This is a genomic window from Azorhizobium caulinodans ORS 571 (genome assembly GCF_000010525.1).
Lineage (GTDB): Bacteria > Pseudomonadota > Alphaproteobacteria > Rhizobiales > Xanthobacteraceae > Azorhizobium > Azorhizobium caulinodans.
Genome location: NC_009937.1, coordinates 2,987,903 through 3,007,622 on the forward strand (window position 1 = coordinate 2,987,903; position 19,720 = coordinate 3,007,622).

At 66.9% G+C, this 19,720-nt stretch carries 16 protein-coding genes and 1 pseudogene; 8 read left to right on the forward strand and 9 right to left on the reverse strand.

Annotation, left to right across the window (positions count from 1 at the left end; all coding sequences use genetic code 11):
* Positions 1 to 22: 22 nt before the first annotated feature.
* The 3 genes from kdgD to AZC_RS13660 all read right to left on the reverse strand — a co-directional run bounded on the left by kdgD (position 23) and on the right by AZC_RS13660 (position 3,481).
* Positions 23 to 973: a 5-dehydro-4-deoxyglucarate dehydratase gene (kdgD, locus tag AZC_RS13650; protein ID WP_043879356.1), complete on the reverse strand. Its 951-nt coding sequence runs from the start codon at positions 971 to 973 to the stop codon at positions 23 to 25.
* Between the two features lie 123 nt (positions 974 to 1,096).
* Entirely contained in the window at positions 1,097 to 1,999 is a 903-nt protein-coding gene (locus AZC_RS13655; protein ID WP_012171163.1) for a LysR substrate-binding domain-containing protein, read from the reverse strand.
* 153 nt (positions 2,000 to 2,152) lie between these two features.
* Entirely contained in the window at positions 2,153 to 3,481 is a 1,329-nt protein-coding gene (locus tag AZC_RS13660; RefSeq protein ID WP_012171164.1) for an MFS transporter, read from the reverse strand.
* 522 nt (positions 3,482 to 4,003) lie between these two features.
* Here AZC_RS13660 and AZC_RS13665 point away from each other — a divergent pair.
* Positions 4,004 to 5,059: an AI-2E family transporter gene (locus AZC_RS13665; RefSeq protein ID WP_043879357.1), complete on the forward strand. Its 1,056-nt coding sequence runs from the start codon at positions 4,004 to 4,006 to the stop codon at positions 5,057 to 5,059.
* A 79-nt stretch (positions 5,060 to 5,138) separates the two neighbouring features.
* Here the strand turns inward: AZC_RS13665 and AZC_RS13670 are convergent, their stop codons facing one another.
* The 5 genes from AZC_RS13670 to AZC_RS13690 form a co-directional block, all read right to left on the reverse strand.
* On the reverse strand, positions 5,139 to 5,852 hold the full coding sequence (locus AZC_RS13670; RefSeq protein ID WP_012171166.1) for a ribonuclease activity regulator RraA: 714 nt from the start codon (positions 5,850 to 5,852) through the stop codon (positions 5,139 to 5,141).
* Between the two features lie 26 nt (positions 5,853 to 5,878).
* Entirely contained in the window at positions 5,879 to 7,609 is a 1,731-nt protein-coding gene (araD, locus tag AZC_RS13675; RefSeq protein WP_012171167.1) for an L-arabinonate dehydratase, read from the reverse strand.
* 29 nt (positions 7,610 to 7,638) lie between these two features.
* Positions 7,639 to 8,514 carry an ABC transporter permease gene (locus AZC_RS13680; protein ID WP_012171168.1) on the reverse strand — a complete coding sequence of 292 codons (876 nt, stop codon included), beginning with the start codon at positions 8,512 to 8,514 and terminating at the stop codon, positions 7,639 to 7,641.
* Positions 8,515 to 8,526: 12 nt separating this feature from the next.
* Positions 8,527 to 9,297, reverse strand: a complete 771-nt coding sequence (locus AZC_RS13685) for an ABC transporter ATP-binding protein (protein ID WP_043880316.1) — start codon at positions 9,295 to 9,297, stop codon at positions 8,527 to 8,529.
* Between the two features lie 82 nt (positions 9,298 to 9,379).
* On the reverse strand, positions 9,380 to 10,396 hold the full coding sequence (locus AZC_RS13690) for an ABC transporter substrate-binding protein (protein WP_012171170.1): 1,017 nt from the start codon (positions 10,394 to 10,396) through the stop codon (positions 9,380 to 9,382).
* A gap of 251 nt (positions 10,397 to 10,647) precedes the next feature.
* Here AZC_RS13690 and AZC_RS13695 point away from each other — a divergent pair, with 251 nt between their 5' ends.
* Positions 10,648 to 11,364, forward strand: coding sequence for a GntR family transcriptional regulator (locus tag AZC_RS13695; RefSeq protein ID WP_012171171.1), 717 nt, complete (start codon positions 10,648 to 10,650; stop codon positions 11,362 to 11,364).
* Here AZC_RS13695 and AZC_RS13700 read toward each other — a convergent pair.
* Complete coding sequence (locus AZC_RS13700; protein ID WP_012171172.1) at positions 11,361 to 13,616, reverse strand: molybdopterin-dependent oxidoreductase; 2,256 nt, start codon at positions 13,614 to 13,616, stop codon at positions 11,361 to 11,363. The genes AZC_RS13695 and AZC_RS13700 overlap by 4 nt on opposite strands.
* A gap of 206 nt (positions 13,617 to 13,822) precedes the next feature.
* Here AZC_RS13700 and AZC_RS13705 point away from each other — a divergent pair, with 206 nt between their 5' ends.
* From AZC_RS13705 to AZC_RS13730, 6 genes and pseudogenes are all read left to right on the forward strand, one after another.
* Positions 13,823 to 14,758: a 4-hydroxy-tetrahydrodipicolinate synthase family protein gene (locus AZC_RS13705; protein ID WP_043879359.1), complete on the forward strand. Its 936-nt coding sequence runs from the start codon at positions 13,823 to 13,825 to the stop codon at positions 14,756 to 14,758.
* Positions 14,759 to 14,763: 5 nt separating this feature from the next.
* Positions 14,764 to 15,543 (forward strand): SDR family oxidoreductase, encoded by a 780-nt coding sequence (locus AZC_RS13710; protein WP_012171174.1) that lies wholly within the window; start codon positions 14,764 to 14,766, stop codon positions 15,541 to 15,543.
* Positions 15,544 to 15,842: 299 nt separating this feature from the next.
* Positions 15,843 to 16,847, forward strand: coding sequence for an ABC transporter permease (locus AZC_RS13715; protein ID WP_012171175.1), 1,005 nt, complete (start codon positions 15,843 to 15,845; stop codon positions 16,845 to 16,847).
* The gene (locus AZC_RS13720) at positions 16,844 to 17,686 is read left to right on the forward strand and encodes an ABC transporter permease (RefSeq protein ID WP_012171176.1); all 843 of its coding nucleotides are present in this window, start codon (positions 16,844 to 16,846) and stop codon (positions 17,684 to 17,686) included. Before AZC_RS13715 ends, AZC_RS13720 begins: the two co-directional genes overlap by 4 nt.
* Positions 17,686 to 18,701, forward strand: a pseudogene (locus AZC_RS25090) (ABC transporter ATP-binding protein). Before AZC_RS13720 ends, AZC_RS25090 begins: the two are co-directional and overlap by 1 nt.
* Complete coding sequence (locus AZC_RS13730; RefSeq protein WP_070097007.1) at positions 18,698 to 19,720, forward strand: ABC transporter ATP-binding protein; 1,023 nt, start codon at positions 18,698 to 18,700, stop codon at positions 19,718 to 19,720. Before AZC_RS25090 ends, AZC_RS13730 begins: the two are co-directional and overlap by 4 nt.

Below are 19,720 nucleotides of genomic sequence, written 5' to 3' on the forward strand. Positions count from 1 at the left end.
GGATCGTTTGAGTACGAACGATTTACTCCGCGGCGGCGCGCGAGATAAGCCCCCCGTTGGGCAGGGCAGCCACAAGCGCGGCGAGTTCGTCGATCTCGGCGGGGGTGAGATCGGTCAGCGGCGGGCGCACCGGGCCGCTGTCGCGGCCGATCACCTTCATGCCGGCCTTGATGATGGAGACCGGATAGCCCTTCTTGCGATTGCGGATGGCGAGCAGCGGCAGGATGAAATCCTTCAGGCCGGCAGCCACCGCATCACGGTCGCGACGGCGCACCGCGGCATAGAAGGCGGTGGAGAATTCCGGCACGAAATTGAACACCGCCGAGGAATAGGTGGTGACGCCCATTTCCAGGTAGGGCAGCGCGAAGGTCTCGGCCGTGGGCAGGCCGCCCACATAGGTGAAGCGATCGCCGATCTTGGACTGGATGCGCACCATCAGTTCGATATCGCCAATGCCGTCCTTGTAGCCCACGAGGTTGGGGCAGCGCTCGGCGAGGCGGGCGAGGCTGTCCTCGGTCAGTACCGCATTGTCGCGGTTATAGACGATGACGCCGAGCTTGGTGGCGGCGCAGACCGCCTCCACATGGGCCATCAGGCCCTCCTGCTCGGAATTCACGAGGTAAGGCGGCAGGAGCAGCAGGCCGTCGGCCCCCGCGCGCTCGGCGGCAACGGCGAGATCCTTGGCGATGGCCGTGCCATAGCCGGCACCGGCGAGCACGGGCACACGGCCGCGCGTCTCGTTCACCGCTACCGTGACGACCTTTTCCACCTCGGCCGGCGTCAGCGAGAAGAACTCGCCCGTACCGCCCGCAGCGAACAGACCGGCGACCTTGTACCCGCACAGCCAGTCCATATTCTGCCGGTACTGCGCTTCGTTGAACGAATAGTCAGCGGCATGGAAAGGCGTCACCGGAAAGGACAGGAGGCCGGAGCCCAGGGTCTGCGCCATTTCGCGGGGGGTCATCTTGGTCATCTCATGTCCTCGCCTGGGAGAGCGGCGCTTGTCTCGGGCCGCTGAAACCAGCATCAGTGGTACTGCCGGATCGATGCCAAGTCAGACCAAATACGGCATGGATCGATGCGTTTTTGGGATCAGTTACGACCGCGCGCCACTCTCCGGCAGGCCGCGGGCGATGTCGCGCAGGATGGGCAGGAGCGGATTGGCATTGTCGCGCCGCCAGCCCAGGAAAAGCTCCACCGGTCGCGGGGCGCGCGCCGCAACGGGGCGCAGCATCACGCCTGTCGCATGGAGGTTCCGCGCCGCCTCCGGCACAAGCGCGAGCCCCAGCCCCGAGCGGACGAGGGCGAGGATGGAATGCACCTGCGTCAGATGCTGCACGGGGCGCGGCAGGAAGCCGGCGCCGGAGAACAGCTCCGCCACCAGATCGTGGAAATAGCGGGCCTGATAGGGATCGTACATGATCAGCGGCACCTCGATGAAATCATCGAGCGTCAGGGTGTCCTTCGCGGCCAGCGGATGGGCCTCCGGCACCGCCGCCAGCAGCTGCTCGGAGGCCACGCGGAAGAAGCCCATGCCCGCCGCCGGCACCGGCGGGCGCAGCAGCGCGGCGTCGATCTCGCCCGCCCCCAGCGCCTCAAGCTGTTCGCCGCTCACCATCTCCTTCAGCGCCAGATCGACATCCGGCAGTTGGGTGCGGCAGGCGGCAACGAGATCAGGCAGGAAGGAATAGGCCGAGGCTGCAGTGAAGCCGATGCGGATGGAGCCGGCCTTGCCGGCGGCCACGCGCTTGGCGACCAGCGCCGCGTTGCCGGCGAGCTTCAGCAGATGGCGCGCCTCGGGCAGGAAGCTGCGGCCGGCGGGCGTGAGCTGCACGGAACGGCTGGTGCGCTCGAACAGCGCCACATCGAGGATGCGCTCCAGAATCTGTACCTGACGGCTCAGGGGCGGCTGCGTCATGTTCAGGCGCTCGGCGGCGCGACCGAAGTGAAGTTCCTCCGCCACCGCGACAAAGCAGCGGATCTGGTTGAGATCGAACATGACGCTCCTGTCCCGGCCGGTTCTCGCTGGCGGTCTGAGGACATGACGATGCCGCGCGGCTGGCGGGCCCAGCGGCGCGGCATCTCAAGGCCCTGACCGGCCAGTCTTGGTCGCAGGACCGCCGGTGTGCAAGCAGCACCGCCAGCCTTGCGATCAGGCGTCTTTCAGTTCGACGCGCTTGATCTCGCCCACCATGACCAGATAGGCCGCCATGGCGATGAAGGCATTGATGCCCACGAACAGCAGCGCGCCGTTGAAGGAGCCGGTGCCCTGCACGATGTAGCCGATGACGATGGGCGTGGTGATGCCGGCCATGTTGCCGAAGGTGTTGAACAGGCCCCCGGAGAGGCCGCCGATCTGCTTCGGCGAGGTGTCCGAGACCACCGCCCAGCCCAGCGCGCCGATGCCCTTGCCGAAGAAGGCCAGCGCCATCAGGCCCACCACGAAGGCTTCCGTCTGCACGTAATTGCAGCCGATGATGGTCATGGACAGCAGCATGCCGCCGATGATCGGAATCTTGCGGGCCAGCGTCAGCGATCCGGTGCGCCGCAGGATGGCGTCCGAGATCACGCCGCCCAGCACGCCGCCGATGAAGCCGCAGAGCGCCGGGAGGGAGGCCACCATGCCCGCCTTGAGGATGGTCATCCCCCGCTCCTTCACCAGATAGATGGGGAACCAGGTGAGGAAGAAGTAGGTGATGACGTTGATGCAGTACTGCGCGAGATAGATCCCGAGCAGCATCCGGTTGGAGAGGAGCTGCTTGATATAGCCCCAGGCCGGCGCGCCCTTGTCCTTGGGCGACGCGCCCATTTCCATCAGGGCGCCGCCCTCGCGGATATGGTTCAGCTCGGCCTCGTTGATGCCGGGATGATCCTTCGGGCCGTGAATGACCTTCGCCCAGATGGCGACGAAGGCGATGCCAATCACGCCCATGAACATGAAGGCATAGCGCCAGCCGAATTCCTGCGTCACCCAGGCGGTGAGCGGGGCAAACAGCACGGGCGCGAAATACTGCGCCGAATTGAAGATGGCGGAGGCCTTGCCGCGCTCGGCTGTGGGGAACCAGGCGGCGACGATCCGGGCGTTGCCGGGGAAGGACGGAGCCTCCGCAATGCCCACCATGAAGCGGAAGGCAAAGAGCGCAATGATGGCCCCGCCGGCGCCGAAGAAGCCGACCCAGCCCTGCATGAAGGTGAAGAGAGACCAGAAGAAGATACCCGCCGCATAGACCCATTTGGTGCCGTAGCGATCCAGCAGCCAGCCGCCGGGGATCTGCGCCGCCACATAGGACCAGCTGAAGGCGGAGAGGATGTAGCCCATGGCCACCGGATCGATGGCATATTCCTTGGCGAGGGGCGCCCCGGCGATGGAAATGATGGCGCGGTCGGCATAATTGAGCACGGTGACCGCGAAAATAACGAAGACGATCCAGTAGCGCGCGCGGCTGCGGGCCTGCGCGGCATAAGCGGTCGAGATGGCCACGGCCTGTCTCCCTGGGCTGGCGTTTGCTCCCGCCCCGTGGACCGGGGCGCATTGTTGTTGGCGCGGACGCGAGCGCGCGCGGACGTGCCCCGTGAAGGCGCATCAAGCTGTGGGGAACCCGTTGGCGGGACGCCCCTTTCCGACGCTCGCGACCTGAAGCGGCGATCTGGCATTTCCTCCGGCCGTCGACGGCTGGGGCCGTTCTTGACCGTGCGGCACAGGGGCCGTGACGCCACACGATACGCACTCTCCCATACCGGTCAGCGCCGCATTCGGCATGGATCATTCCATTTTTTGGATTGATAGACGGCGAGGTCGCGGCAACACCGCCACGCGTGGACGGCTTCGCCCTCCTTCGCCCCGAACGAGACGACACGCAGCGGCCCGCGGCGTTCCTAAGGGCCGCGGCACGTGACGGCGGCCCTCCATCCGTCTACATGCAGGGATGGCACCGCGTGCGTTTGGTGTGCGGCTGCAGACACCTGCACCGGCGCAGGACCAAAAGAGAGGGCCCCGTCCCAGATGTCGTCACCGAACGTCCAGCAGGGGAGCTTCCTGGCCCTCATCGTCCTCGTCTCGGTGGCCTTCGCCTGGCTGCTCCTGCCCTTCTATGGCGCGCTGCTCTGGGCGGTGATCCTCGCCATCCTCTTCAATCCCCTGAACCGCTGGCTGACCCGCCTGCTCGGCGGGCGCGCGAATCTCGCAGCGGCGCTGAGCGTGCTGGCCTGTATCTGCATCGTGGTGATACCGGGCTCGATGATCCTCGCCTCCCTCGCCCGCGAGGCGAGCGAACTGTACCAGCAGGTCTCCAGCCGCCAGTTCAATCCGACCGAGATCACCGCCCGCGCGCATGATCTGCTGCCGGACTTCGTGAAGGATCTCCTCCCGCCCTTCACCGGCGACACCTTCAAGGAGATCGAGAGCCGCCTCGCTTCCTTCCTCGGGCAGGCGTCGCAGGTGATCGCCTCCAGCGCCGTGAGCGTCGGGCAAGGCACGGCGCAGCTCTTCGTCAGCCTCGGCGTCATGGTCTATGTGCTGTTCTTCCTGTTCCGGGACGGCGCCTCTCTGGCCCTAGCGATCCGCCGCACCAGCCCGCTGAGCCCCCACCACACGGAGAGCCTGTTCGCCAAATTCTCCGACGTGCTGAAGGCGACGGTGAAGGGCAACGTCATCATCGCTCTGGTGCAGGGCCTGATCGGCGGCCTTGCCTTCTGGGGCCTCGGCATTGGCGCGCCTCTGCTCTGGGGCGTGTCCATGGCCGTGCTCTCGCTGGTGCCAGCGGTGGGGGCGGCGCTGGTATGGGGCCCCACGGCGGCCTATCTCATGCTGTCCGGGCAGTATCTGAAGGGCGCGATCCTGCTGGGGATCGGCATCTTCGTGATCAGCATGATCGACAACCTGTTGCGCCCGCCGCTCGTCGGCAAAGGCACGCGCCTGCCGGACTACATGGTGCTGGTCTCGACGCTGGGTGGCATTTCGCTGTTTGGCGTCAACGGTTTCGTCATTGGGCCGCTGATCGCGGCGATGTTCGTCGCCATCTGGTCCCTGTTCAAGGATGACCGTGCTGCCGGCTGCTGAGCGTGTTCCGGCCCGGAGGCATCTCCGGACCGGAACTGGCTTCATCGCGGCTTGAGCCGCAAGACCCCTCGGATCTGGCTCAGCGCCCCTTTTCCTTCCGCCAGGCAGCGAAGTCCGTCTTCGTCTGTTCCTCCGTGGCCGGATAGAGGCCGAGGATGGTGCGCCCTTCGAGCACCTTCTCGGTCACGAAATCCTCGAATGCGGTCATTTCGGTGGCCTCGTCCGCCAGTTCGTCGGCCAGATGCGCCGGCAGGACGATCACGCCCTCCCCGTCCCCGACGATGATGTCGCCTGGAAAGACCGGCGCATCGCCGCAGCCGATGGGTACGTTGATGTCGATGGCCTGATGGACCGTCAGGTTGGTCGGCGCCGCCGGCCTCTGGTGATAGGACGGGATGTCGAGGGCCGCGATCTCCGGACTGTCGCGGAAGCCGCCGTCGGTGACGATCCCGGCAACGCCGCGCTTCATCAGCCGGGCCACGAGGATGGAGCCGGCCGAGGCGGCGCGTGCATCCTTGCGGCTGTCCACCACGAACACCGCTCCCGGCGGGCATTCCTCCACCGCCTTGCGCTGGGGATGCGCCCGATCGAGGAAGACGGTGATGGGGTTCAGATCCTCACGCGCCGGCATGTAGCGCAGCGTGAAGGCCGGCCCCACCATGTTCTCGCCCTTGAAGCCGAGCGGGTGCACGTTCTGGATGAACTGGTTGCGGAAACCGCGCTTGAACAGGGCCGTGGCGAGGGTCGCGGTGCTGACGTGCTTCAGCTTCTCGCGGGTGGCGTCGGACAGCATCGGGCAAACTCCGGATTGTCGGGAAGTCAGAAGATGGCGGGCTCGGGCACCGGCGCGCCGAAGTCGGTGCGCAGGAAATCGAAATCGCAGCCCTGGTCGGCCTGGCCGATGTGGCGGGAGAACATCCAGCCATAGCCGCGCTCGTAGCGCGGCGCGGGGGGCGGCGTCTCGACCCGGCGGCGCTCCAGCTCGGCGTCGGACACCTCCAGGCGGATGCTACGGTTGGGCACGTCCACGGTGATGATGTCGCCGGTGCGCACGAGAGCCAGCGGGCCGCCGATGTAGGATTCCGGCGAGACATGCAGGATGCAGGCGCCATAGGAGGTGCCGCTCATGCGCGCATCCGAGATGCGCACCATGTCGCGCACCCCCTGCTTCACCAGCTTCTTCGGGATGGGCAGCATGCCCCATTCCGGCATGCCCGGCCCGCCCAAGGGACCGGCATTGCGCAGCACCAGAACCGTGTCTGGCGTCACGTCGAGATCGTCCCGGTCGATATTAGCCTTAAGCGCCGGATAGTCGTCGAAGACCAGCGCGGGACCGGAATGGGTGAGGAGATGGGGAGCGGCGGCGGAGGGTTTCATCACGCAGCCGCTCGGCGCGAGATTGCCCTTCAGCAGCGCCAGCGCGCCTTCCGCATAGATGGGATTGTCCAGCGGGCGGATCACATCGTCATTGTAGACCTCTGCTCCCTCCAGCGACTGCGCCCAGGTCTGCCCGGAGACGTTGATGAGCGACAGGTCGAGATGGGGCGTGAGCCGGGTCAGCAGGCCGAGGAGGCCGCCGGCGTAATAGAAATCCTCCATCAGATAGCGCTCGCCGCTCGGGCGGATGTTGGCGATCACCGGCACCTTGCGGCTCGCCGCGTCGAAGTCCTCGAGCCCGATGGCGTGGCCGGCGCGGCGGGCCATGGCGATGATGTGGATCACCGCGTTTGTCGAGCATCCCATGGCCATGGCGACGTTGATGGCATTGCGGAACGCGCCCTCGGTCTGGATCTTGTCCGGGGTGAGATCCTCCCACACCATCTCGACGATCCGCCGGCCGGCGGCCGCGCACATGCGGATGTGGTTGGCATCCGCCGCCGGGATGGAGGAGGCGCCGGGCAGTGTCATGCCGATCACATCGGCGAGCGCCGTCATGGTAGCCGCCGTGCCCATGGTCATGCACACGCCATAGGAGCGGGCGATGCCTACCTCCATCTCGGCCCAGTCCTTGTCTGAGATGTTGCCGGCGCGGCGCTCGTCCCAATATTTGAAGGCGTCCGAGCCGGAGCCCAGCACCTTGCCGTGCCAGTTGCCGCGCAGCATGGGTCCGGCCGGCACATAGATGGCCGGAACGCCCGCGCTGGTGGCGCCCAGCAGCAGGCCGGGCGTGGTCTTGTCGCAACCGCCCATCAGCACCGCTCCGTCCACGGGATGGGAACGGATGAGCTCCTCCGTCTCCATGGCGAGGAAGTTGCGGTAGAGCATGGTGGTGGGCTTCACCTTGCTCTCGGAGAGCGAGATGGCGGGCAGTTCCACCGGAAAGCCGCCCGCCTGAAGAATGCCCCGCTTCACATCCTCCACGCGCTGCTTGAAATGGGCGTGGCACTGGTTGAGATCGGACCAGGTGTTGATGATCGCGATGACCGGCTTGCCGCGATACTCCTCCGCCGCATAGCCCATCTGGCTCATGCGCGAGCGATGGCCGAAGGAGCGGAAGTCGTCGGGCTCGAAATAGCGTGCGCTGCGCAGTTGCTCGGGTGTCTTGGTCATGGAAGGGGCTCGGTCGTGGGAGGCGCGGGTCAGTGCTGGAGGCCCCATTTCAGGACCGTGCGGCGCTCGATGGTGCGGAAGATCACGTTCTCGACCACGAGACCGATCAGGATGACCGTGAGGAGGCCGGCGAAGACCGCCGGGATTTCAAGGAGATTGCGGTTCTCGAAGATGAACCAGCCGAGCCCGCCCTGCCCCGATGAGACGCCGAACACCAGTTCCGCCGCCACCAGCGTGCGCCAGGCGAAGGCCCAGCCGATCTTCAAACCCGTGAGGATGGAGGGGAACGCTGCCGGGATCAGGATCTTGCGGATATAGGCGAAGCCCTTCAGGCCGTAGTTGCGCCCCACCATGCGCAGTGTCTGCGACACCGCCCGGAAGCCCGAGTGGGTGTTGAGCGCCACCGGCCACAGCACCGAATGGACAAGGATGAAGACAAGACTGCCGTTGCCAAGGCCGAACCAGATCAGCGCCAGCGGCAGCAGCGCGATGGCCGGCAGCGGGCTCAGCATGGCTGTGACGGTCTCGAGGAAGTCCGAGCCGATGCGCGTGTTGATGGCGACAATGGTGAGGATGCCCGCCAGCAAAACCCCGACCGCATAGCCCATCAGCAGCACCTGAAGCGACGCCCAGGCGCGGGCGGGCAGCACGCCGCTGCGGACATTCTCGGCGAGCGCCTGCAAGGTTTCCGTCAGGCTCGGAAACAGCAGCGGATTGTCGAGATAGACACCATAGGCCTGCCACACCGCCGCCAGCACGACGATGATCAGCACCTTGCGCACGGCGCCGATGTCCCATGCGGCCTCAAGAACGCCGATGCGGCGCTCCACCTCCGCACCGGCCGCACCGGCCGGCGGACGCAGGATGATGCGGGCGGAAGGCGATGACGGGCTCTGGATCGACATGTCGCCTTCCTTTCAGTGATCCGCCGCGCCGGCATCGGCGAAGAGGAGATCGTGGATCTCGCGCTCCAGCCGGCCCGCGCTGCCGTCCGTCGGCGACACCGTGTCCACATCCACCACCTCGGCCTTCACCCGGCCGGGATGGGGCGAAAGCAGGAGGATGCGGTTGCCGATCTTGATTGCCTCGGCGATGGAATGGGTGACGAACATCACCGTGAAGCGCGTCTCCTCCCAGAGCTGGATCAGTTCGTCCTGGCAGGTGCGCCGGGTGAGGGCGTCGAGCGCGGCAAAGGGCTCGTCCATCAGGAGGATGTCCGGCTCCATGGCCATGCCGCGGGCGATGGCGACGCGCTGCTTCATGCCGCCGGACAGCATGTGCGGATAGCTGTCGATGGCGCGGGTGAGGTTCACCTTCTCGATGTAATGCCGCGCCTTCTCCTCGGCCTCCTTGCGGGGCAGCCGGCGGGCATCGCGCAGCGGGAAGACCACATTCTCCAGCACCGTCTTCCATGGCAGGAGCTGATCGAACTCCTGGAACACCATCATGCGGTCCGGCCCCGGCTCCGTGACCTGCCGGCCCTTGATGGTGATGGTCCCCTCGCTCGGCCGGATATAGCCGCCCACCGCCTTGAGCAGGGTGGACTTGCCGCAGCCCGAGGGGCCGAGAAGCACGAAGCGGTCGGAGGTGTTCACCTCAAACGACACGCGCTCGGTGGCGGTGACGACCACGCCGGGCGTCTTGTAGCGCAGCGTCACGGAAGAGACGTTGAGCAAGGGCTCGGACATGGCACGATCCTGCGCTGTCACGGCCGCCACAGGAGAGGCGGCAGCCACCGCCGGGGCCATGACGGGCCCGCCGGCGGCGAACTCAATTGCCGGGGAGGTCATGGGCCACCGGCAGATAATAGTCCTTCCACGAGGTTGGCAGCGTCTTGATGGCGCCGGTCCGGTTCAGATGAGCGGCGAACTTCATCGTACCCTGCGGGTAGATGTTCCATTCCATCATGCCCGGCTGCTTCAGCACTTCGAGCAGTTCCGCCGTCGACGTCTTGTCGCCCGTCACCTCGCGATAGATCTCCACCGCCTCGGCAGGGTTCTTCTCGATGAAGGTCTTGGCTTCTTCCGCCGCATTGCGCAGGGCCTGGATAATCTTGGGATTGGCCTCCGCAAAGGTGGTCATGGTCATGAACTGACCCTGGCTCAGGGGCGAGCCGATGATGTCGGCGGAGGTCGCCACCACGTGCGCTTCGGGGATCTGCTGCAGTTCGTAGGTCTGGAAGGGCGGCGCGGCGAAGTGGTTCTTCACTTCATGTCCGGCATTCTTCATGGCGACGAATGCATCGGGATGGCCAAGTTGGACGGTCATGGGATCGAAATGGTTCCACTTGTCCGGCCCGTAGAGCTGGCTTGCCGCCATCTGGAGAAGGATGGCTTGCGTCGAGACGCGCACGGTCGGCACGGCGATCTTGTCGCCGGCCTGGAGATCCTTGAGGCTCTTGATGCGCGGATCGCGGCTGATGAGTTGGAGCGGCTGGGCGGAACTCGCCACGATGCCCTTCACCTTGCCGCGCGTCTTGTCCCACAGCACCAGAAGCGGCCCGGTGCCGGTGTTGATGATGTCGACCCCGCCGGAAAGCAGCGCATCCTGCTGTGCTCCGCCATTGGAGAACGACATCCATTTGGCGGTGACGTTCGGCACGCCAAGCTTCTCGGCGTGCTTCTCGATCAGCTTCTGCTTTTCGATGACATGCGTGGGCATATAGAGAATGCCCGGCTGCCGGCTGAGCGAGACTTCGGTCTTCGCCTGCGCCACGGCCGGCCAGCACGGGGCCGTGGCAAGGCCGGCGGCCAGCGCAAGTGTCTGCCTGCGGGTGATCATCCGCATCCCTCCCCTTTGCGGCCGCTCCGGCCGTCATGTCAGGGATGCGCGTTACCGCGGATCTCGGTCCGCCGCCGCGTCCCTGCCCCTCCGCTCGGCCATGCGATGGCCTGCGAACTGGGTTTGGCGTTTCCTTCCGGGCTTGGCGCCCCGCGCGGCGTTGACGCCGTCTGCACCCCGGACTGAAGCACTAATGCATTAGTTGGTCAAGCGAGGACGAGAGTGATATGAAGGCAGACGAGACGAGGAGCGGTTGAATGTCGGTTGCGGAGGTGAGCGTGCTGTCGCGGGATGCGGCCAAGCGGGGGGCGGCCCATGTCCTCGACGTGCTGCGGCAGGACATCCTCTCGCTCGCGCTGGCACCGGGCGCCGTCCTGTCCCGGCAGGACTTGCAGGAGCGCTTCCGCCTTTCCTCCACGCCCATCCGCGATGCGCTCATGAAGCTACAGGAGGAAGGGCTGGTGGATGTCTTCCCCCAGCACGCGACCGTGGTAAGCCCCATCGATGTGGAGCAGGCGCGGCAGGCCCAGTTCCTACGCCGCTCCATCGAGCTGGAACTGGTCCGCAGCCTCGCCCTCGCTCCAGCGCCCGCGCTGGTGGAACGGCTCCGGAGCCTCATCCGGCAGCAGAGCGTGTTCGCCGACCTCGGGGAATATGAGCAGTTCTCGGCCGCCGATCAGGCCTTCCACCGCACCATGTATGAGGCCGAAGGGGTTATCGATCTTTGGCATCTGGTGCGGCGCCGCAGCGGCCATATCGACCGGCTGCGGCGCCTGCATCTGCCCAAGGCCGGCAAGATTCGCGAGATCCTCGCCGCCCACACCGCCATCACCGATGCGGTCGCCGCGGGCGATGCCCCGGCGGCGCAGGAGGCGCTTCGGGACCACCTCTCCCGCTCGCTGGATTTCGTCGAGCAGTTGCGCCAGTCACACCCGGAATATTTCTCCGGAACTGACGGCCGCCCGGCGCGCTAGACCGCCGCCACCTCCACGAGGCAGCTCATGGCGTTCGGCCCTTGGGTGAGGCTGGATGTGCCCACATCGCGCGTCAGCACATTGACCGTGCCGGCCCGCTCCGGCGCGTCGGGGGCTGAGGGATCGGGGTCGAACCAGGCGCCCGTCGCCATCACCACGACGCCGCGATGCACGCCTTCGTCCAGCACCAGACCCGCCAGCAGCGCACCCCGGTCGTTGAACACGCGCACCGTCCGCCCGGCCACGCAGCCGCGCGCAGCGGCGTCGTCCGGATGCATGAGGAGCGCTTCGCGCCCATCCACCTTGTTGCCCTGAGGCAAGGGCGCGAAATCGAGCTGGCTGTGCAGCCTGTCCGAGGGCTGCACCGTTACGAGATGCAAGGGATGGCGCTTGGCGCCCGCGCTCCCCAGCCACTCGCCCGGCGCCCGCCAGACCGGATGGGGCGGACAGTCGGAGAGCGCGAAAGAGGCGATGGCGGAGCTGTAAAGCTCGATCCGGCCCGAGGGCGTCGCGAGCGGATGGGCCTGCGGATCGGCGCGGAAATCGGCGAACAGCACGAAATCCTGCGCCGGCCGGGGCAGTTCGAAGCTGCCGTCCTGCCAGAAGGTCTCGAAATCGGGAAAGGTGATGCCCGCTTTCGCATTGGCCGCCGCGCAGTCGGCATAGATGCGCTCGATCCAGCCCTGCTCGTCGAGGCCGCCCGTGAAGGCCACGCCGTGCCCCAGCCGCTCGGCAAGATCGGCGAAGATGTCGAAATCCGAGCGGGCCGCATGAAGCGGTGCGATCGCCTGATGCATGGCGATCACATAGCGGTCGCGGGAGGAACCGCCGATGTCGTTGCGCTCCAGCGTGGTCGTCACCGGCAGCACGATGTCGGCGCGCCGGGCGGTGGGCGTCCACCAGATTTCATTGACGATGATGGTCTCGGGCTTCTGCCACGCGCGGGAGAAGCGGTTGAGATCCTGATGGTGGTGGAAGGGATTGCCGCCCGCCCAATGAATGAGCCGGACATCCGGATAGGTCTCGGTGCGTCCGTTGAAGGGATAGGACGTGCCGGGGGCCTCCAGCATTTCGGTGATGCGGGCCGCGGGAATGGCCCGCTTCAGAGGATTGGCGCCAACCGCCATCTCCGGGCCGGGCGTCGCGGGCCTCGGGTTGCCGACGCCATTCATGGAGCCATGGCCAAAGCCGAAGCCGCCTCCGGGCAGGCCCACCTGCCCGAGCACGCTGGCGAGCGCGATAGCGAGCCAATAGGGCTGCTCGCCATTTTCCGCCCGCTGCACGGCGAAAGAGCAGGTGATGTAGCTGCGGACGCCCACGAGGCGCGCCGCGATCTGCCGGATGCGCTCCGCTGGCACGCCGCAGATGTCCTGCGCCCATTCCGGCGTCTTCGGCACACCGTCGCTCTCCCCGCGCACGTAAGCGGCGAGCGGCTCGAAGCCCACCGTGTGGGTGGCGAGGAAGGCGAGGTCCGCACCCTGGATGCGGAGGACTTCCGATAGTAGGGCCAGCAGAAAGGCCGCATCCGTGGTGGGACGGATGGGCACCCATTCCGCGTTCAGGAAGTCCGGGCAGTCGCCGCGCGTGGGCGAAACATTGATGACCGGGATGCCGGCCTTCGCGAGTTCGCGCAGCCAGTGCTCCTGCGTATGCTCGGCCGCGCCGCCCGAGGCCATCTGCCCGTTCTTCAGCGCCAGCCCGCCGAAGGCGAGAAAGAGCCGGCAGTGCTTGAGGATGCTCGGCCAGGAGGTGGCACGGCCGGTCAGCGGCTGGTAGGTGCCGATGATATGGGGCAAAAGGAATTGCGCCGTGCCCCAGCTGTAATTGCCCACCTGATCGATGGCCCCGCCGCCGGAAAAATAGAAGCGCCGCACCAACGAGCGCGCATGGTGCAGCCGTCCGGCGGAGGACCAGCCATAGGAGCCGGCGAACAGCGCGCCGCGCCCATGCTCCACCTCCACCCGGCTTATCTCGCGGGCGGCGAGATCGAGTGCGGTCTCCCAGGAGACCTCCACCATGGGCTCGCGCCCACGGCCCTCCCCTCCCGCCGCGGCGCCGTGCTTCAGGAAGCTCTCCCGCACCATGGGCTTCTGGATGCGCCGGTCCGAATAGACAGAGGGCACGATACTGCCCAGCAAAGGCGAGGGCGCAGGGTCCGCGGCGAAGGGCTCGCACCCCACCAGCTGCCCGTCCTCCACCAGCGCGGTGAAGGCGCCCCAATGGGCGAGATGGGGCTTGCGCTGGACGACCATGTGACGCCTCTTCCGAAATCCGACGCCGGCCCATGACAGGGCGGCGACACGCTATTGACAGGGTGCAGGATGCGGGTCAGATTTCAAACAATTATTTGAAAAGCAGCAGCACAGAGCTGAATTCACGGCTCCGTCTGCTTGCTCGACGGCCCATTTCTTCCCGAAGCGCAGGCGGGCAGCAGGCCCGCAGAGGCACGAGGCCACCCATGCAGAAGATCACCGGTTCCTTCGTCGCGATCGTGACGCCCTTCAACAAGGACGGCTCGGTGGATTTCGTCGCCTTCCGCGAGCTTCTGAAGTTCCAGGAAGACAACGGCACCGCCGCGATCCTCATCATGGGCTCCACGGGCGAGACCTCGATGCTCTCGGCTGAGGAGAAGAAGAAGGTCATCGTCGAGACCGCCAAGATGAAGACGGCGAAGATGCCCCTCTTCTACGGCTGCACCGGCAACAACACCGAAACCACCATCGAGAACGTGCGCTTCGCCAAGGACAATGGCGCGGACGGCGCCATTCTCGCGGCCCCCGCTTATATCTGCGCACCGGAAGCGGACATCGAGGGCTATTTCCTCGACGTGGCGGATGCCACCGACCTGCCGCTCGGCATCTATAACAACCCGCCCCGCGTGAAGAGCGACCTGCACTGGGACAACCTGCTGCGCATCTTCAAGCACCCGAACTATGTGATCCATAAGGAATCCACCACCCGCGTCGGCCAGGTGGCGCAGGTGCTCGCCGCCCGTCCGGACGTCTCGGTGATGTGCTGCGACAGCCCGAACCTCGGCCTTGTGGTGCCCACCATGAGCCTCGGCGGCCATGGCACGGCCAACATGACCGGCAACATCGCTCCGGCCGAACTCGTCGCCATTTCCCGCCCGTGGAACGGCGATGAGGGCGCGGCGGCGTTCAAGGAGGCCTATCTCGGCCTGCTGCCCATGCTCCACTACACCTATTCGGCCATCAATCCGGTGGCGGTGAAGTCGCTCATGAAGGCCGTCGGCCTGCCGGTGGGCGAGTTGCGCAAGCCGCTGCGCGGCCTTGAGGGCGAGGCGCTGGCCAAGGGCGTGCGCATCGTTCAGGAACTGGAGCTGGACCGCAAGTACGGCTTCAAGATCGCGCCGCTCTCCGCCGTCGCGGCCTGAGCGCCATGGATCTCGGCATCTCCGGCCGGCGGGCGCTGGTCAGCGGCGGCAGTCGCGGCATGGGCCGCGCCGTCGCCGAAGTCCTCGCCCGTGACGGCGCAAAAGTCACCATCGCCGCCCGCACGCGGGCGACGCTGGAACTGGCGGCGGCGGAGCTCTCCGCCGCCAGCGGCGCCCCGGTCGATTTCGTGGTGGCCGACCTGATGACCGACGAGGGCCGGCAAGCGGCGCTGGCCGCCTGCCCCGAGCCGGACATCCTCATCAACAATGGCGATGGCGAGCCCCCCGGCGACTATCGGGATTATTCCCGCGCCGACTGGATCCGCGCCCTCGACCGCATGATGCTCTCGCCCATCGAGATGATGCGCCTCACGGTGGATGGGATGATCGCGCGCGGCTTCGGCCGGGTGGTCAATATCGTCTCGCGCAGCGTGAAGACGCCGCAACTGGAAATGGCGCTCTCCAACGGCGCCCGCTCCGGGCTCGTGGGCTTCGTCGCCGGCCTGTCGCGGCAGACGGTGAAGCACAACGTCACCATCAACAATATCCTGCCCGGCATCATCGCCTCGGATGCACAGCGTCATCATGTCCACAGCCTCGTCGAGATGACAGGGCGTCCGTTCGATGACATCTGGGCGGAACGCGCGGGCCAGAATCCGGCGGGCCGCTATGGCGAGCCGTCCGAAGTCGGGGCGCTTGCCGGCTTCCTCTGCTCGGCACAGGCCGGCTTCATTACCGGCCAGAGCATCCTGATCGATGGCGGGCAATATCCCGGCACGTACTGAGGTTTCCACGGCCAGCCGCGCGCTGGCCGTGCGACCCACCCCGGCACCGACCTGTGACGTCCCGGACCGTGGATTTCAAACGCCTGTTTGCAAAAGCGCTTGCAATCCACCCGCGGTTTTGCCCATGTTGAGTTAGAAGATTGAATTATTCAACAAATGGCGGACGTGAAATGCGCCGCCGCACAATAGCAGGCTGAACGCCGGGGCCATACCCCTGCCGCACGGCCGCAGGAAGCGCCCGGGATGCCTCCGCCGGAGGATTTCGGATCGCAGCGAGCAACCGGAGCGGAGCCAACGGCATGGCCACAGCCACCCGCGCACAACCGAACGGACTGGCGCGCTTCTTCGCCCGCCGCCTGCTGCAGGCCGTGCCCGTTCTCTTGGGCATCGTCATCTTCAGCTTCGTCATCCTGCATCTCGCCCCTGGAGATGCCGTCGACGTCATGGCCGGCGAAGCCGGAACGGGCGATGCCGCGTACATGGCCGAACTCCGTGCCAAATACGGGCTCGACCAGCCTCTCCCGGTCCAGTTGCTGCGTTATGGCACGCAGATCCTGCAACTGGATCTCGGATATTCGATCCGTAACAACAGCCCGGTGCGCGATCTCATCCTCCAGCGCCTCGGGCCCACCCTGCTCCTGATGAGCGTCAGCATCGTCGCTTCGGTGGCCATGGGCGTATTGTTCGGCGCCATCGCCGCGATCCGCCGCAACACCCTCCTTGATGATCTGATCTCGCTCGTCGCCTTGCTCGCCTACGCTATGCCCATCTTCTGGATCGGGCTCATGCTCATCATCCTCTTCTCCGTCACGTTGGGTGTGCTGCCCTCGGGCGGCTTCATGGATGTGGCGCGACAGGACGTGGGGCCCCTCGCCCGCGCGGTCGACATCGGCCGACACCTCGTGCTGCCCGCCCTCACGCTCTCGCTCTTCTACTTCGCCATCTACACGCGCCTCATGCGCGCCTCGATGCTGGAGGTGATGGGGCTCGACTACATCCGCACGGCACGCGCCAAGGGCCTTGGCGCCGCCAAGGTGACGATCCGCCACGTGGTGCGCAACGCGCTGCTGCCCATCGTCACCATGTTGGGGATGCAGATGGCCTCCCTGCTGGGCGGCGCGGTGGTGGTGGAGACAGTATTCAACTGGCCGGGCATCGGCCGCCTCACCTATGACGCCGTGTTCCAGCGCGACTATGCGCTGCTCATCGGCATCCTGCTTATGAGCTCGGCTCTGGTGATCTTCATCAACATGCTGGTGGATCTCGCCTATTCCTGGCTGGACCCGAGGATCAAGGCGCGATGAACCGGCTTCTCGATTTCTGGCGCCTGTTCCGCCGCAAGCGCACGGCCGTGCTCGGCCTCGTCATCTTCCTCGGCATCGTCGCCGCCGCGCTGCTTGCGCCGGTGCTCTATCCGGAAGACCCGGCCGACATGGTGGCCCCGCCGCTGCTGTGGCCCGGCGAGGACATGGCCTATCCGCTCGGCAGCGACCCCCTCGGCCGCGACATCGCCGCAGGTCTCATGCACGGTGCCCGTAGCGCCCTCATGATCGGCGGGATTTCCACCCTTGTGGCGCTCGCCATCGGCATCACGGTGGGCGCGCTGTCCGGCTATTACGGCGGCTGGGTGAACGACACCCTCATGCGCATCACCGAGATGTTCCAGACCATGCCGCAGTTCATCCTGGCGGTGGTTCTGGTGGCCATCGTGGGGCCGGCGCTCTCCTCGATCATCATCGCGCTGGCGCTGGTCTCATGGCCGCCGGTGGCGCGGCTGGTGCGGGCGGAGGTGATGAGCCTGCGCGAGCGGGAGTTCGTGCAGTCCTGCTACGCCATCGGCATGAGCGAGCGGTCCATCATCTTCGGGCAGATCCTGCCCAACTGCCTCACGCCCATCATCGTCACCGCCTCCATCATGGTGGCCACCGCCATTCTCACCGAGGCGGGCCTGTCCTTCCTCGGCCTTGGCGATCCCAACGTGGTCACCTGGGGGGCCATGATCGGTGCCGGGCGCGAAAGCCTGCGCTCGGCCTGGTATCTGGTGGCTGAGCCCGGCCTTGCCATCATCCTCGTGGTGCTGGCCCTCAATCTCGTGGGCGAGGGGCTGAACGACGCCCTGAACCCCAAGCTGAAGCTGCGCTGATGTCCGGCGCGCCTTCCCCCTCCCCCGCCGCCCGCCCCGTTCTGGAGGTGCGCGGCCTCACCACCCGCCTCCTCTCCCGCGCCGGCGAGGTGACGGTCGTGGATGCTCTCGACCTCACCGTCCATGCGGGCGAAACGCTCGCCATCGTGGGCGAAAGCGGTTCGGGCAAGTCCATGACCGCCCTTTCGCTGATGCGCCTCCTGCCCGATGGCGTCGCGCGCAACGGCGGCGGCACCGCCTTGCTGGACGGACGCGACCTCCTCGCCCTGCCCGAGCGCGAGATGCGCCGGCTGCGCGGGGCGGACATTGCCATGATCTTCCAGGAGCCCATGACCTCGCTGAATCCGGTCATGCGCATTGGCCGGCAGTTGGAGGAGGTGTTCGAGGAGCACCGGGACCTCGACCGGGCCGGTCGCCGGGCCCATGCGGCCGAGCTGCTGCGCAAGGTGCGCATTCCCGATCCCGAGCGGGTGCTGGACAACCTGCCCCATCACCTCTCGGGCGGCATGCGCCAGCGGGTGATGATCGCCATGGCGCTCGCCTGCGATCCCAAGTTGCTGATCGCCGACGAGCCGACCACGGCCCTCGATGCCACAGTGCAGGCGCAGATCCTCGACCTGCTGCGCACATTGCAGGCGGAGCTCGGCCTCGCCATCATCCTCATCACCCACAATCTCGGCGTGGTGGCGGAGAATGCGCACCGGGTGCTCGTCATGTATGCCGGCCGCAAGGTGGAGGAGGCCCCGGTGGCGGAGCTGTTCCGCGCGCCGCGCCATCCCTATACGCGCGGCCTGCTGCGGGCCTTGCCCAACCCCGAGGCGGAGGGGGAAGGCGCGCGGGTGCCGCTGATGGAATCCCCGGCATCGTTCCCGCCCTGTCGGCCCTGCCGCGCGGCTGCGCCTTCGGCCCGCGCTGCCCGATCATCGCAGCGGCCTGCGAGGAGGCCCGGCCCGCCCTGCGGGTGCTGGGCGGCACCGCTGTCGCCTGTTTCCGCGCCGAGGAGGCCATCCCATGAGCAGCCACGGCACGCCCCTCCTCGACGTCCAGAACCTCATGAAGCACCATGGCGACGTGCGCGCCGTGGATGGCGTCAGCTTCTCCATCGCTGCTGGCGAGACGGTCGGCCTCGTGGGCGAATCCGGCTGCGGCAAGTCCACGCTCGGCCGCACCCTCATGGGCCTCGCCCCGGCCACCTCCGGCACGGTGCGGCTCGATGGCGAGGTGATCTCGGGTCTGCCCTATGCGCAGCTGCGCCCGCTGCGGCGGCGCATGCAGATGGTGTTTCAGGACCCCTACGCCTCGCTCAATCCGCGCAAGCGCGTGGCGGACATCATCGCGGAACCGCTGCAGGTGCACGGCATCGGGACCGCGCAGGACCGGCGGGCCAAGGTGCAGGAGCTGATGGCGCGCGTGGGCCTGCCGGTGGATGCGGGCGGACGCTTCCCGCACGAATTCTCCGGCGGCCAGCGCCAGCGCATCGGCATCGCTCGCGCGCTCGCCCTTAATCCCGCGCTCATCGTTGCCGACGAGCCGGTCTCCGCGCTCGATGTGTCGGTGCAGGCGCAGGTCATCAACCTGATGGTGCGCCTCCAGAAGGAGATGGGGCTCTCCTATCTGTTCATCTCCCACGATCTGGCGGTGGTGCATTACATCGCCGACCGCATCCTGGTGATGTATCTGGGCAAGATCGTCGAGGTGGCGGACCGGGCGCGGGTGTGGAAGCAGCCGCTCCATCCCTATACGGCGGGCCTTCTCGCCGCCCATCCGGCGCCAGACCCCGCCGGCGCCCACCGGCCGCGCGTGCGCATCACCGGCGACATGCCGAGCCCCACCAACCCGCCCTCGGGCTGCCGCTTCCACACCCGCTGCCCGTTCGTGGAAAACCGCTGCACCGCCGAGGCGCCCGCGCTTCGCGCCCTCCCCGATGGCCGTCAGGTGGCCTGCCACCGCGTAGAGGTGACCGGTGCAGGCGAGGCCCGTTCCCCGTCCGAGATTCTCTCCCTTGAACCCATCACGGCGCCTGCGCCCGTCTGA